Origin of the sequence: Micromonospora sp. NPDC002717, from assembly GCF_040295705.1 — a bacterium.
Classification (GTDB): Bacteria; Actinomycetota; Actinomycetes; order Mycobacteriales; family Micromonosporaceae; genus Micromonospora.
Genome location: NZ_JBEOVW010000025.1, coordinates 1 through 14,726 on the forward strand (window position 1 = coordinate 1; position 14,726 = coordinate 14,726).

The window sequence follows — 14,726 nt, forward strand, 5'->3', positions numbered from 1 at the left end:
CTGAACGCCTTCCAGATCGCCTTCGAGGGCCGGCTCACCCCGGCCAACCACTGACCACCTCAACAACCAAGATCAGCCGTTAACTTGACACTCCCAGGTGGCGCGCGCTTGTTACGCAGTGTTACCTGTCGGGGGCTGCGGGCGCAGGACCCGGGGGTAATGGCCTCATGCGCTGACTGCGGCACGACCGTCGCCTACCTATCGGGTGTAGGCGTTAAGGCGGCGAGTGGGTGGGGCTGGCCGGTCATGGCCGCGAGGGCGGTGGCGACGGCGTGGAGGTCGGCTTTGATGTAGGTGGTGGTGGCGGGTCCGCGGCGGTCGGTGTGCCCGGCGTAGGCGCGGGCTACTCCGTAGCCGAAGTGGCGTTCCACCCAGGTGAGGGTGGTGTGGCGCAGCCAGTGGGTGGAGATGCCCTGCGCGGCGACCCAGGGCAGACGGTCTCCGATGCGCCTCCAGAGGTGGTCGTAGCGGCGGCTGCTGATCGGCAGGCCGTTGCGGTAGCGCAGCAGCCGGTCGGTGGGCAGGACCGCGCCCCGAGCCTGGGCGTGCTCGAGGAGGCGTTCGGTGAGGGTCGGGGTGATGGGTTGCCAGCGCAGGGTGCCGCCCTTCTCCGTGAGGCGGACCAGGCAGTGGCGGGTATCGAGGTCGACCAGGCGGAGAGCGAGGGCGCCGCCGCGTCGGCAGGCGGTTTCGGTGTGCAGCCGCAGCAGCAGTGCGTCGAGGATGACGTCGTTGCCGCTGTTCCGCGCGACCACGTTGATGTCCTGCAGTTCCCCGGGCGTGAGGGCGCGGCGGGGGTTGGGCAGCCGACGTGGCTTGGCCACCCGGTGGGCGGGGCTGTCCGCGGCGGTGAGGTAGCCGTCGGCGATGGCCCGGCGGTAGACAGCGCGGGCGGCTGCGATCACATGCTCGCCAGCGTGGCGGCCTTGGCGGCCGGTCCGCCGGGAGCGGGCGCTGGCGGTGACCTGACGCATGAGGGCTTCGATGTCGCTGGCGCTCACCTCGTCCAGCCGCAGATGACCGAGCACGGCGGCCATCCGGTCCCAGTAGGTGCCGTAGGTGCGCCGCGTGCCCGGGCTGGCCGCGGCCGCGACGCGAGGCACGTACTCGGCGACTGTCGGCATCGTGCGGCCGGAAGTGTCGGGGTGGGCGGTGAGGTCGGCGGGGGTGAGGCCGAGATGGGCCAGCATTTGCCGGGCGGTGACGATGCGTGACGGATCAGCCGGCATCATAGGGGCCTCCGAGGACGGCGGCGTGCAGGTCCGCGAGGAGCCGCGTGATGGTGTTCGAGGAATGCACGACGAGCAGATCGCGGGCAGGGACCGCCGCCAGCAGCACCACCTGCTGCGAGGTGATGCCGCACATCTGCCGAGCCGCGACGGGCAGCGGGAGTGCCCCGCGGGCGCCGACGGCATGCGTCCCGTCGGGTGCGGAGGTGATCAGGAGCAGGCCGTCGGTGACGTCGATGTGGAGGCGGTGACCGGACGGCCAGCCCAGCGCCCGCAGCAACGCCCGGGCGGCCACCCGGCCGTCAGCGTCCGGGCGGGCTGCGTCGAAGACAATGTCGTCGACCGGTTCCCGCGCAGCTGGAAGCGGTGGGGGCAGCTCCGGCATCGGAGCCGGTGGCGGTGCCGGGCGAGGAAGCGGGGTCGGGATGACCGCGCCGATGAGCTGCTCGTCGAGGTGTCGGCGGGGCGGTTGCCGGACGGCCGTCATGGTGACCGCCGCGGCCTCAGCGTGACAAGCCGAGAGACCCGGTCATCGATGTCTGTACGAGTGCTACGCGGAGTCCTCATCGGGAGCCACCAGGGTGGTGAGCTCCCGTGATCCCGCACGAAGACTGGTGTCCGAGGGGGGACTTGAACCCCCACGCCCTATACGGGCACTAGCACCTCAAGCTAGCGCGTCTGCCATTCCGCCACCCGGACTTACTCGTTCAGCCTACCGCGCCGACCTGGGGGATCTCATCACCCGTAGGCCGCTCTGGCGGGCCGCACGAGGAGTTACTGTACACGCCCCGGGTGGATCATGCACATCGGCTTCCGGCCGGTGCGTCCGTGCAGGTCGGGCGCGCCCACGGGGCGGGACGACCGACGCCGACCGGTGGGCCCGGGTGGCGTCCGGCGGGTCCGACCCGGCAGCATGACCACGTGTCCCATCCCTCTCCCCTGGCCGCCGTCCAGCATCGGGCCCTCGCCCTGCGCGCCGCGGGCGATCTCACCGCCGCCCGCCGGTTGCTCGCCGACGCCGTCGGATCCGCCCGGCCGCCGTACGGCAAGGATCACCCTGATGTGCTGAGCACCGCGCACCTGCTGGCCCGCCTGCACCGGGAGGCGGACGACCCGGGCGCCGCCCGCAGGACGTTGGAGGAGGCGTACGCCGCCGGCGAGCGACGCTGGCCGCCCGCCGACCCGCTGATGTTGGCGCTCTCCTTCGAGTTGGCGGCGGTGGCGCACGAGTTGGGCAACCGGCACGAGGCGCGCCGCAACTACAGTCTCGTCGCCGCCCTGGGCCCCGCCGTGCTCGGTGTCGAGCACCCGGCCGTACGCACGGCCCGGCAGTATCTCGGCGATGCCGCTCCCGCCCCTCAGCAGCCCGCGCCGGGCGCGCGGCCTGGCCTGTCGGCCCTGTCGGAGCCGACCATCTCGCTGGCCGCCCTTTCCACCGCGTGGCGGCCTCACGAGCCGACCGCGATCCCCCAGCCACCCCGGTTTCCGGCCGCACAGACCCCGACGGTGCAGCCTCCGGCCGCGCAGCCGCCCGCGCCGCCGGTGACCGCCGGCCCACCCACGGCACCGCCCGCGCCGCCGTACCATCGGCCGATCCCGCCGCCGCCCACCGTTCCGGCTCCGCCTGGTCCGGTTCGGGCCACCGCCACCCCGCCGCACAACCCCGCACCCCCGTACCCGCCGCACACTGGCGCCGCGCCGGTGCCACACCAGCCGCCGGCCCAGCCCTACCCGGGTCCGCCGCATGCCGGCCGGGTGCCGCCCCCGCCGGCAGTGCCCGCGCCGCCGCACGTCACCCCGGTGCCGCCTCCCCCGGCGGTACCCGTCCCGCCGCACACCGGCGCCGCACCGGTTCCGCCGCCACCGGTGGTGCCCAGCCCGCCGCACAGCGGATGGGCTCCCCCGGCCCCGCCCGTCGTACCGAACCCGCCGCACGCCGCCCGGGTCCCGGCTCCGCCCGTACCGCCGCACGCCGCCGCGACCGGACAGGCCGCTCCGCACGCCGTCCCGGCGCAACAGATCCCGCCGCCCCCGGTGGTCCCGGCACCACGCAGCGCGCCCTCGGCGTCGGCCCGGGCCGCCGTCCCCTCACCGCCGGTCCCCCCACCGCCGGTCGTGCCACCACAGCCGTCGACCACCGCCCCGGCGCGGCCACCGCACGTCCCGCCGCCTCCGGCGGTACCGCCGCGCCACGCCAGCGGTACAGCAGCGCCGCCGCAGTCTCCGTGGGCCCCTGCCCCCGCGCAGCCGTCCACGGCGCAGGCTCCGTCGGCGCCCGCGCCGCAGAGCCCGCCTCATCCCGCCGCACCGGCGACTGAGGGCACCTCCCCGTCCGCCCCCGCCGCCAGGACGATCCCGCCACCACCGCCGATCCCGCCGCACGTGGCGCGCGCCGTCTCGTCTCCCCCGCCGACGGCGGCGACGGCCGCGCCGGGCCCGCGACACGCGGCGCCTCCCGCCACCGCCGCCGTGTCGGTGCCACCCACGCCGCCCACCGTCGCGCCGTCGCAGCCGGGCCCCGCCGTGCCACCGCGGCAGCGGACGGCCCACGAGGCGACGGCCGACGCCACGCCCTCCGCGGCACCGGAACCCACCGCCGAACCGGCCGCGTCCCCGGCATCCGGCGGTCGGCCGACCGCGGCACCGACGTCCGGCGACAGGACGCCGACACCCCCCACCCCGCCGTCGGTCCCCACCGCAGCACGCCCGACGCCCGACGCCGAGGCACCGCGTCCGGCCGGGCCGGACGACGCGGCGCCGGCCGGGCCGGAGACGCCGGAACAGTCGACGCGCGGGCCCAGGTGGGACAACCCCACGATCCAGGTACGGCAGATCGAGCCCCTGCTCGCCGAGGAGGCCGCCCGCGCCGCCAACGCGAAGCAGGCCGAGGCCGCTGCGGGCATGCCGGCCGCCACCGCGCCGCCCGGCGCGTCGCAGGCCGCCCCGGCCTCGCCCGGGACGTCGGAAGTCGCCGCCGCGGCGCCGCACACGCCCGCGTCGACGACACCGGTCGGCGCCCCGCCCACAGCTCCGGTCAGCGCGACCCCCGTGAGTGCGCCCCCCGTCAGCGCACCCCCGGTGAGCGCACCACCTGCGCCACAGGTCGCCGTGCCGCCCGCGCCCCCCGTCAGCGCACCACCGGTCAGTGCGCCGCCGGTGAGCGCGCCGCCCGCGCCCCCGGTCAGCGCACCGCCCGGGCCGGTCCGAGCGGTCAGTCCGCCCCCGCCGCCGGTCAGTGCACCGCCCGCGCCCCCACGGCAGACGATCCCGGCCCCTCCGGTGATCCCCCCGCCGCCGCGCGTGCCGGTCACCGCCCCACCGCTGCCACCCCCACCGGTGGTCCCGCCACCGGTCAGCGCGCCGCCGACGCCGCCGGTCAGCGCACCGCCGGTTCCCCCGGTCAGCGCGCCACCGATCAGCGGACCGCCGGTCAGCGCGCCTCCCGGGTACCCGCCCGTCAGCGCACCACCGCAGCCCTCGCCTCCCGTGAGCGGGGCGCCGGCGCCGCCGTGGAGCATGACCGCTCCGCCGTGGAGCAGCACGGCTCCCCCGCAGGCGCTGACCGGGCCGCCGGCCACCGGGAGCGACCGCGATCAGGACGTCGAGGACGAGCCGGACCAGGAACCCGTGCTGGAGCGGGAGCCGGGCCGGGAGCAGGGGACCGGGGAGCAGGCGCCGGCGTACCTCGACATCGACGAGACGTTCCCCATGAAGGAGGTGCCATCGCCGTCCACCGCGCCCGGGCCGGCCCACCAGCCGCCGGCCTTCCCGCCGCCGGCGGCGTACCCGATGGTCGCCGAGCCCGAGGAGCGCGGCCGGAGCCGGACGGCGGTGGTCGTCGCCGTGGTCGTCGCGGTCCTGGCCCTGGCGGCGCTCGTCGGGGTGGGCGTACTGGTGCTCAGCCGGGAGGCGGCGCCGGCCGGGCCCGCCACACCGGCCGCGTCGACGACCGCAGCGGCCTCGCCGAACGCGGCCGGCCCGCCGCCGGGCGACCTGACGCTGCGGGACGACTCGGCGACGATCACCCTGAGCTGGACGGACCCGGCGCGCGGCGGCGTGCCGTTCATGGTGGCCGGCGGCCGGGCCGGGCAGAAGCTGGGCGTGATGGCCACGGTGGACCCCGGCCAGACCAGCTACACGGTCAACGGGCTCAACTCGCGGGTGGACTACTGCTTCACGGTGCTGGCGGTCTACTCGACGGACTCGTTCGCCACGTCGGGGCAGGTCTGCACGGAGCGGGAGGGCGACACGCCGGCGACCTGAGGCCGACCCCCGGCGCGGCGCGCACGCTCGGTGTCCACAGCGGGACAGCGCGGGTTCCCCCGCCCCCGGCCGGGCCATATGATGGCACCCGGCTCAGGGGAGGGTCGCCGGTCAGGGCGCGCCACCTGCCAGGACGACATGGGAGGCAGCCGGTAGTGGCCACCATCGACGACGCCGCGAACGCCGGCGGTCCGCGTCCCCACTCCCGCCGGATGCGGGGCGGTCTGGTCACCATCGGGACGGTGGGGGCGCTGCTGGCCGCGATGGGGCTGACCGTCCTCGGTCTCGGCGCGGCGGACAACGCGGTGGCGAGCTACGACGCGAGTTCCTGGCTGTGGAGCACCGCCCGCAGCGAGATGGCCCGGGTCAACGGGGTCACCGCGCGGGTCGACACCCGCGTCGAGATCCCGGCCGCCCGCCGGCACCCGATGCAGGTCACCCAGACCGACCGGCTGCTGATCCTGCGGGACCTGAACACCGGCCAGGTCAGCTCGCTGGACCTGGCCACCCTGCAGATCACCGCGACCACCCGCACCACCCCGGGCCTCGGGGTCAGCGTCGCCCTGCACGAGGACGCGGCGTTCGTCGTCGACGCCGTGCAGGGCATCGTCCGGCAGCTCGACCCGCGGTCCCTGACGCCGGTCGGCGAGCCCGTGCGCTACCCGCCGGGCATCACCGGCGGGTCCTTCGACGGCGAGGGCCGGCTCTGGATCGCGGTGCCCAGCGAGGGCACCGTCTCGGCGATCACCGCCGCCGCGCTGCCCTCCGCGCCCGCCTCGGCCGCCGCCGGGGCCGGCCTCAGCCCGAAGCAGGTCGAGACGTACGACGTCGCGGAGGCCAGTCACGAGCTGGTCGTCTCCACCCTGGACGACGGCGTCGCGGTGCTCGACCGCACCGCCGGCGCGCTGGTCACCGTGCAGCGGGGCCAGGTCCGTCCAACGTCGCTGACGATGAGCGCCCCGGGCGCGCTGCCGGCGCGGACCAGCGGACCGGCGGTGCCGGTGACGGTGCCCGGCGAGCGGCGGGTATACGTGGTCGGCGACGGCGGCGAGGTGCGCGTGTTCACCGTGCCGGGCACGGGCGACCGGCTCAGCCCGGCGGTGGCGTGGGCCGGCCGGTTCTACTGCGCCGACGAGGCGTCGGGCACGGTCTACGCCTTCGACGCGAACGGCCAACTGGTCGACACCATCCGCGGCAAGGGGACGGGGCCGCTGGAGCTGGAGGTGCGGGAGAACCACCTCTTCGTCAACGCCCCCGACTCGGCGACCGCCCGGGTGGTGGACGACAAGCACCAGGTCCGCGAGGTCGACAAGTACGCCAACGACGTGCTCGGCGGCGACCCGCCGCCGGCTCCCACGCCGCCGCCCCCGCCGAAGAAGCCCAAGGTCGGCAAGCCGGGCGCGCCGCGCAGCGTGACCGCCGCCGCCGGCAACGCGCAGGCCCGGGTGAGCTGGCGGCCGGCCCCGACCAACGGCGCGGAGATCACCCGGTACGTGGTGGAGGGCGCCGGCCAGCGGGTGCAGGTGGGCGCCAACCAGCGGGCCGTGGAGATCAAGGGCCTGACCAACGGCGAGACGTACCGGTTCTCGGTGCACGCGGTCAACGCCAAGGGCGACGGCCCGGCGCGGACCAGCAACCCGGTGACGCCGACCGCCGCGGTGCCCGACCCGCCGGCCAGCGTCACCGCCCAGGAACGGCCGGACGGCACAGTGCTGGTCAAGTGGCCGGCGGCGAACGGGCAGGGCAACACGATCGCGAAGTACGTGGTCACGGCCACCTCGGCGGGCACCAACGCGCCGGCCGGCGAGTCCCGCAAGACGGAGCTGGTGGTGCCCGCCGGTGAGCTGGAGTACGGCACGCAGTACGCGTTCACCGTCGTCGCCGTCAACGACCGGGGCGCCGGCTCGGCAGCCTCACCGGTGAGCAACACCGTCGTGCCGTACGCGGCGCCGGACCGGCCCGCCGACCTGCGGGCGACCACGGTCGCCGACCGGCCGGGCACCGTCGCCGTGCAGTGGTCGCCGGCCGGGGCGAACGGCCGCCCGGTGACGAAGTACCTGGTGGACGTGGGTGGGCGCACCAGCGAGGTGACCGAAACCCGGGCCACCGTGGACGGGCTGGGCAACGGCCAGAACGTCACCGTGAAGGTGAAGGCGGTCAACGAGGCCGGCCCCGGCCCGGAGGCCACCGCCACCGCCCGCACGGTGGCCGAGCCCCGCATCACCGTGACCGGCTCGTCGGCGACCGCCACCTCGGCGACGGTGACGTTCACCGTGGACGCCGGCGGCGGCAAGGCGACCTGCTCGCTGAGCACCAGCGGCGAGCCGACGAAGACCGGGACCTGCTCCGGCATCACGATGACGGGCCTGACCCCGGGCACGGCGTACACCTTCACCGTGACCGCGAGCAACGCCGCCGGCAAGGGCACCGCCACCCGCGCCCAGGCCACCGACGCCCTCTACGGCATCGCCACCTGCAACAACGGCCCCGACGGCGACCAGCGGACGTACTGCAACTCCGACGTCGACGGCCGCAACGGCAACGAAATCTTCTCGGTCCCGCGGCAAGACAACAACCGGCAGGTCGGCTGGGCGCAGCCCGGCACCCGACTCAAGGCGTACTGCAAGAAGTCGGGCGAGAACGTCGACTCCTGGATCTACAACAACCAGAAGCAGAGCACCTGGTGGGTGCAGGTCGACTACAAGGGACGCAACTACATCCCCTGGGCCTGGCTCAACCTCGAGGGCGGCGACAACATCAACGTCCTGCCCACCTGCTGACCACCCAGGCAAGGAGCACCACCGACCGTGAACACCCACGAGCCGCTCACCCAGCCGGAGGTGCAGGGCTTCGCCGCCCTCGCCGCCCGGCTGGCCGAGAACGTCAACGCGGTCGTGCTGGGCAAACCACAGGTGGTCCGGTTGGCGCTCACCGCGCTCTTCGCCCAAGGGCACGTGCTGCTCGAGGACGTGCCCGGAGTCGGCAAAACCACCCTGGCCCGGGCCATCGCCGCCACCGTCAAGGGACAGTGGCGGCGCATCCAGTTCACCCCCGACCTGCTCCCCTCGGACGTGTCCGGGGTGACCATCTTCAACCAGGCCACCCGGGGCTTCGAGTTCCACCCGGGGCCGGTGTTCGCCAACATCGTCATCGCCGACGAGATCAACCGGGCCTCGCCGAAGACGCAGTCGGCGCTGCTGGAGGTAATGGAGGAACGCACCGTCACCGTCGACGGCGTCCGGCACCCCGTGCCGCAGCCGTTCCTGGTGGTGGCCACCCAGAACCCGGTGGAGATGGACGGCACCTACCGGCTGCCCGAGGCCCAGCTCGACCGGTTCCTGGTGAAACTCTCCGTCGGCTACCCCGACGAGGCGGTCGAGGTGGAGGTGCTGCGCGGCGCGACGATCCGCTCCCCCGAGGCGCTCACCGCGGTCACCGACACGGCCACCGTCGGGGAGATGGTCCGCATGGCCCGCCGGGTCCACATCGCCGAACCGCTCTACACGTACGCGGTGCGGCTCGCCGCGGCCACCCGCGCCCACCCGCAGGTACGCGTCGGCGTCAGCCCCCGGGGCGTCATCGCCCTGACCAGGGCGGCATGCGCGTACGCGCTGATCGACGGGCGGGGCTGGATCATGCCGGAAGACCTCAAGGCGCTGACCGAACCGGTCTTCGCGCACCGGCTCCTGCTCACCCCCGACGCGCAGGTGCGCGGGGTGACCGCCGCCGAGGTGCTGCGCCAGGCGGTCGCCTCCGTGCCGGTGCCGCTCCCCTCGGGCCAGCCCGCCCCGGTCCAGGGCTGACCGGCAACGCCGGTGTCCACGCTCACCGCCCGAGGCGTCGGGCTGCTCGTCGCCGCCGTCGTGCTGCTCGGCGCCGGCTTCCGCTTCGCGTACCCCGAGCTGACGCTGCTCGGCGCGGCGGCCGGCACCGCCGTCGGCTACGCCCTGGCGACCGCGGCCTGGCGGCCCCGGCTGGAGGTGACCCGCAGCGCGGACCCCGACCGGGTAGCGCGGGGCGAACCGGCCGCGATGACGCTGACCGTACGCAACGCCGGCCGGCTGCCGGCGGCGAGCCTGGTGGCCGAGGACCGGTGCGGAAACCGGTCGGTCCCGGTGCCACTGCTGCGGCTGCGACCGGGCCGCGACACCACGGTCCGCTACGACGTGCCGACCTCCCGCCGCGGCGTGGTGCCGGTCGGGCCGCTGCGGGTGACCCGACGCGACCCGCTGGGCCTGGTGGCGCTGGCCCGCCCCTACGGCGGCACGGTGCCGGTCTGGGTGCACCCGCGCATCCATCCGCTGCACGCGGTGCCCACCGGGGCGGGACGCAGCCTGGACGGCCGGGTGGACAAGGTGCCGCACGGGTCGATCACCTTCGACTCGCTGCGCGAGTACGTGGTCGGTGACGAACTGCGCCGGGTGCACTGGCGCACCAGCGCCCGGGTCGGCGAGCTGATGGTGCGGGAGAACGTCGACACCAGCCTGCCCCGGATCGTGGTGCTGCTGGACAACCGCGCCGCCGCCCACCCCGAGCGGGTCGACGGGGTGGCCGAGTCGTTCGAGTCGGCGTGCGAGGCCGCCGCCTCGGTGGTGACCGCCGCCGTCCGCGAGGACCTGCCGGTGGCGCTGCTGATGGTCGCCCCGCAACCGTCCGGACCGGACCCGACGGGCGACGAGACGGGGCACGGCGGCGGGCCGCTGGACCGGCTCGCGGCGACACAACTCGCCGACGACGACGTCCTCCAACCCGCCACCACCCGACTGCGGCGGGAACGACTCGGCGACACGCTCGTCTTCCTCACCGGCCCGGGCGGCCGGGGCGACCTGGGCGCGGTGGGCGCGCTGCGCGCCGCGTACCCGTCGGTGGTGGTGGGGATCTTCGGGGCGGCAGAGCCGGCGCCGTCGGCCGCGGCCGGCCTGGTGGTGATCGACGCCCCGGACGGCGCCGCGTTCGCCGCCGAGTGGGACGGGGTGCGCAGATGGTGAGGGCGACCGGCGGAGTCCGCGACGGCACGGCGTCGCCGCCACCGGCCGACAGCGGCGGCCACGCCACGGGCAGCAACGGCCAGGCCACGGGCAGCTCCGGGCCGGACCGGGACGGCCCCGGCGACAGCGGGACCGCCAGGCCGGGCCGGGCAGTGCTGCAGGCGCTGCGGGCCGTGCCGGTGCCGCTGGCGCTGATCGCGATGATCGGCCTGGCCGGCGCGGTGCTCGGCCGGGTCTACGCCGGCCCACTGCTGACCCGGCTGGTCCTCGGTGCCGCGATCGGTTCGGTGCTGGTCAGCGTGGCGGCCCGCCGGCTGCCGTCGTGGCTGGTCGCGCCGGTCTCGGTGACCGCGATGGCCGGCTGGACGGCCTGGTCGCTGCGGCTGACCGCGACCCGGGCCGAACTGCCCGGCGGTCTCGCCGAGGTGACCGCGGACGCCGCCACCAACGGCATCCCCCGGCTGCTGACGGCGATGATCCCGGTCGAGCCGACCCCGGACACGGTGCTGGTGCCACTGGTCGCCGCCTGGCTGGCCGGGCTCGCCGCGGCGGAGGTGGCGCTGCGGGCCGGCCGGGTGCTGCTCGGCTACCTGCCGCCGGTGCTGCTCTACGCCGCCGCGCTCTACGTGGTCGGCCCGAACGCCGACCCTGCGATCGGACCCACCCTGGCCTTCGTGGCCGTGGCGGTGCTCGGCCTGGCGGTACCGCCGGGCAGCACGGCGACGGCCGGCGACGACCCGACCGCCGGGCTGACGCCCGCAGTCCGCGCCGCCGTGCGGACCCGACTCGCCGCCGCCTCCGCCGCCGGGCTGGCGGTGGTCGTCAGCCTGGCCGCCCTGCTCGGCCCGGCGCTCGCCGGCCAGGTCGACGGCCGGCCGGTGGACCCGCGCCGGTACGTCGAACCACCGCAGGTGGACGCGCTCGACGAGAGCCCCCTCATCCGCATCTCCGGGTGGGCGCTCAACCCCGGACAGAAGCTGCTCGACGTCCGCACCGACTCCCCGGACGCACCCGCGCCGACCGGGGCGCCCGACCCCGACCCCGACTCCGGCACCGGGCCGGACACCGGCGGCCGGCCGGCACCGATCCGGCTGGCCGTGCTCAGCGACTACGACGGCGTGACCTGGCGGGTCGGCGCGACGTACCGCAACGCCGGACGGATCCTGCCCGCAACAACACCCGCGCCGGACAGCACCGTACGAACGGTACGACAGGAGATCACCGTCGCCGAACTCAGCGGCCGACTGCTGCCCGCCGCCGCCACACCCCGCGAGGTCACCGGAGCGCGGGTGGCATACGACCCGACAACCGGGACCCTGATCCGGCCGGAGGGGCTGACACCGGGCCTGCGCTACACCGTGACCTCGGCCGTGGAGACGCCGGACGGAAACCTGCTCAGCACAGCGGACGTGCCCGCCGGCGACGAGGTGGCCCGGGTGCTGCGGATCGCCGACGGGGTGCCCGAACCGCTGCGCCGGCTCGCCACCCAACTCGCCGAGTCCAACGGCGCCCCGTACGCACGGGCCACCGCCGTGGAACAGTTCCTCGCCGAGCACTACCGCCTCGTCGCGGACGCGCCGAGCGGACACGCATACCCGAACCTGAACTTCTTCCTCTTCGGACCGCGCGACGCCGGCGGCCAGCGCGGCACCTCCGAACAGTTCGCGGCCGCGTTCGCCGTGCTGGGCAGACTGGCCGGGCTGCCGACCCGGGTGGTGGTCGGCTTCCGGGCCACCGGCGACGGCCCCGTCCGGGCCGGCGACGCGTACGCCTGGCCGGAGGTCCTCTTCGACGGGCTCGGCTGGGTGCCGTTCGACCCGCTGCCCCGACCCGACGAGGAACCGCGCCCGGTGGAGGAAGACTTCCGCCCGACGCCCGACGAACCGCCCCCGTCGGAGGTGCCGGAGCCGACGGTCGAGCCGACCGCCCCGCCGGAGCCGGTGGCCGCGCCGGGCAAGCCGACCGACGCCGGCGGGCCGTCCACGGCGCTGCTCGTCGGCGGCGGTACCGGCGGCACCCTGCTGCTGGCCGTGGCCGCGCTGATCGTCCTGATGATTATGCGCCGGGCGCAGACCCGGGCGCGGCTGGAGCGGGGCGACCCCGGCCAGCGCATCGCGGGCGCCTGGCGGGAGCTCACCGACGCGCTGCGGCTGGCCGGCCGACCGGTCGGCGGGGACCTGGCAGCCACCGAGGTCGCCGCCCACGCCCGCCGGGCCCTCACCGACGGCCGAGCCGGAATCTCCGGGGCCCCGGCCGATCCGGTCGGCACCGCCGGTCCCGCACCGGCAGACACCGGCCCGCCGCGCACCACGGCAGGTGGCGGGGAGCATGACGCCCGGGTGGACGAGCTGGCCGACCTGCTCAACCAGGCGGCCTTCGCCCCGGGCACGGTCACGCCCGAGCAGGCCACCCGGGCCGGCACGATCGCCAACGACTACGTCACAGCGCTGCGCGCCGCACGCCCCTGGTGGCGCCGCGTCCTCTGGTCGGTCCGCCCCGGCCCCCTCCGCTGGCCGCGCTGAACTCTGTCACGCAGGCCACCACGGATAGATGGCAAGGGCTACGATGTGCCGCACCGTGACAGGAGGGCCGGTGGGACATCGTCTGCGGTTCGTCGCGCTGCTGCTGCTCGGCGCGGTGCTGCTGGGCACGGTCGGCCTGTGCGTCGGCTCCTGGTACGGCGGCCGGGGCACCGTACCGCTCAGCCCCGAGCGGGCCCGCAGCGTGGCGGCAGAGCTGCTCCCCGGAACCGAGCCAGACAGCTCGGCGGTCCAGCGCGGCTACCGGTACGGCGTGTTCCTGGCCACCGATGACTTCGGCTCCGGTCACGCCGTGTTCCACTACGGTGTCCGCGTCGACTGCTCGCTCTCTGAACAGCTGCGGCGCAACGCCGCATCGCGGGGCTGGCAGAGCCTCCGTCGCGTGCCGGGCGCCCCGTGCGACGGCTGGCGGGCCGAAAATGAGGGCCTGACGGTCACGCTCACCCACCGGGCGTACGGGTCGACGCTGAGGGTCGCCCCGGCCGCCCCCGACGGCTTCCTCGCCACCACGGTCATCGGCACCCTCCTCGGTGCCGCCGCCGGCGCGGCGCTGTTCTGGCCGGTGGCGCGGCGACGGTCGCCCGTACCCCTGCTGGTCGGCACACTGGCGACGATCGGATTGCTCCCAGGGGTCGGCCTCACCTGGGCGGACCTGGCCACGGACGGGCTCGCCGAGCCGGTGTGGCCCATCTGGCGGTCGCTCGCTCCCGGGCTGGTGTTGCTGTGGCTCGTGCTGCTGCCGGTGGGTGCGATCGTCCTCGCGAGGCGACGGAACCGGGCCGGCGCCGCCGCCGATGTGACGGCTGCCGGGCAGGGAACCAACCCGAGAGGTCCCAACGAAACGAGCTTGGGCGTATCAGGTGGACGTGAGGATCATTCGATCGGAACGTGAGGCGGGGTGAGCAGCCTCTCGGCTGAACGACAAGCTCAGGAGCAGCCGGGACACGCATCGCGATCGTCGTGACGAGCCCGAGGAACCACGTCTTGCTCCCTGACGGGGGCCAGCAGGTTGAGTACCGTAACTCAGGCGACCTGGCGCGCGCCGGGCCAGGATCAGGGCATGACCAACGCAGGGGATGGCGAGCAGCACGACGGTGCCGTTGCGGGCTCTTCCCCTCCCCCCGAACCAGGCCACCGGGCGCACCCATGGTTGATGCTGATCCTGGCGCTGCCCGGCGCCGCATGGTCCCTGTACGCGGGCCTCATCGCCTCCGCGGCATTCTTCGGTGAGCAACCCTCTCCGACCGACCACGCCACCACCACCGCCGCTCTCCTGTCCGGAGCATCTTTGTGGCTGGCAACGGCTCTGCTCACCGCAGTCGTGTTCCGCCGCACGGTGGTGCCGGTGCTGTGCGGCCTTGCGGCGGCCGGCTTCGCCGCAGCGGCCATGTCGGTGCAGCCGCGTGCTCCGCTGAGCACGGCGGACAGTGCGGGCTGGCTGTCGGCCTGGACTCCACCGACGAGCTGGGCGATCGTCCTCTGGGGCGTCACCGCGCTGGTGCTGTCGGCGTACGGCCGGGCGTCCAGGGCGCGCCGCCGCCGCGCGGCCCACTGACGACCGGGCGGCAGGCCGTGTCCGCACCTGTTCAGCTGGGCGCTGCCCTCGAACGGAACCGCAGAGCAGCCATGCGGGCCGCTGCCCAGTTGACTGTTCGATAGTTGCGGACGGTACCGCAGCGTGTGTCGGTACTCGCCCGCAACCACGC

At 75.4% G+C, this 14,726-nt stretch carries 10 protein-coding genes, 1 tRNA gene and 1 pseudogene; 8 read left to right on the forward strand and 4 right to left on the reverse strand.

The window, feature by feature from the left end; translation table 11 throughout:
- Window positions 1–194 precede the first annotated feature (194 nt).
- The 3 genes from ABT006_RS27685 to ABT006_RS27695 form a co-directional block, all read right to left on the reverse strand.
- Entirely contained in the window at window positions 195–1,190 is a 996-nt protein-coding gene (locus ABT006_RS27685) for a tyrosine-type recombinase/integrase (RefSeq protein ID WP_350711080.1), read from the reverse strand.
- 28 nt (window positions 1,191–1,218) lie between these two features.
- Entirely contained in the window at window positions 1,219–1,716 is a 498-nt protein-coding gene (locus ABT006_RS27690) for a hypothetical protein (RefSeq protein WP_350711082.1), read from the reverse strand.
- Window positions 1,717–1,841: 125 nt separating this feature from the next.
- Window positions 1,842–1,928 (reverse strand) — tRNA-Leu (locus ABT006_RS27695).
- Between the two features lie 222 nt (window positions 1,929–2,150).
- Here ABT006_RS27695 and ABT006_RS27700 point away from each other — a divergent pair.
- Window positions 2,151–2,589 (forward strand): annotated as a pseudogene (locus ABT006_RS27700) (tetratricopeptide repeat protein); the annotation flags it as partial.
- Between the two features lie 934 nt (window positions 2,590–3,523).
- Here the strand turns inward: ABT006_RS27700 and ABT006_RS27705 are convergent.
- Window positions 3,524–4,747 (reverse strand): hypothetical protein, encoded by a 1,224-nt coding sequence (locus tag ABT006_RS27705; protein ID WP_350711218.1) that lies wholly within the window; start codon window positions 4,745–4,747, stop codon window positions 3,524–3,526.
- On the opposite strand from ABT006_RS27705, the gene ABT006_RS27710 reads away from it, so the two are divergent.
- From ABT006_RS27710 to ABT006_RS27740, 7 genes are all read left to right on the forward strand, one after another.
- Entirely contained in the window at window positions 4,746–5,492 is a 747-nt protein-coding gene (locus ABT006_RS27710; protein WP_350711201.1) for a fibronectin type III domain-containing protein, read from the forward strand. The two genes, ABT006_RS27705 and ABT006_RS27710, sit on opposite strands and share 2 nt — an antisense overlap.
- A gap of 155 nt (window positions 5,493–5,647) precedes the next feature.
- Entirely contained in the window at window positions 5,648–8,272 is a 2,625-nt protein-coding gene (locus ABT006_RS27715) for a fibronectin type III domain-containing protein (protein ID WP_502891031.1), read from the forward strand.
- A 27-nt stretch (window positions 8,273–8,299) separates the two neighbouring features.
- The gene (locus tag ABT006_RS27720; RefSeq protein ID WP_350711084.1) at window positions 8,300–9,295 is read left to right on the forward strand and encodes an AAA family ATPase; all 996 of its coding nucleotides are present in this window, start codon (window positions 8,300–8,302) and stop codon (window positions 9,293–9,295) included.
- Window positions 9,296–9,307: 12 nt separating this feature from the next.
- Complete coding sequence (locus ABT006_RS27725; protein ID WP_350711086.1) at window positions 9,308–10,480, forward strand: DUF58 domain-containing protein; 1,173 nt, start codon at window positions 9,308–9,310, stop codon at window positions 10,478–10,480.
- The gene (locus tag ABT006_RS27730) at window positions 10,456–13,002 is read left to right on the forward strand and encodes a transglutaminase TgpA family protein (protein WP_502891032.1); all 2,547 of its coding nucleotides are present in this window, start codon (window positions 10,456–10,458) and stop codon (window positions 13,000–13,002) included. The genes ABT006_RS27725 and ABT006_RS27730 overlap by 25 nt, the downstream gene beginning before the upstream one ends.
- A gap of 70 nt (window positions 13,003–13,072) precedes the next feature.
- On the forward strand, window positions 13,073–13,912 hold the full coding sequence (locus ABT006_RS27735) for a hypothetical protein (RefSeq protein WP_350711089.1): 840 nt from the start codon (window positions 13,073–13,075) through the stop codon (window positions 13,910–13,912).
- A gap of 261 nt (window positions 13,913–14,173) precedes the next feature.
- Window positions 14,174–14,575, forward strand: a complete 402-nt coding sequence (locus ABT006_RS27740; protein WP_350711091.1) for a hypothetical protein — start codon at window positions 14,174–14,176, stop codon at window positions 14,573–14,575.
- Window positions 14,576–14,726: the final 151 nt, after the last annotated feature.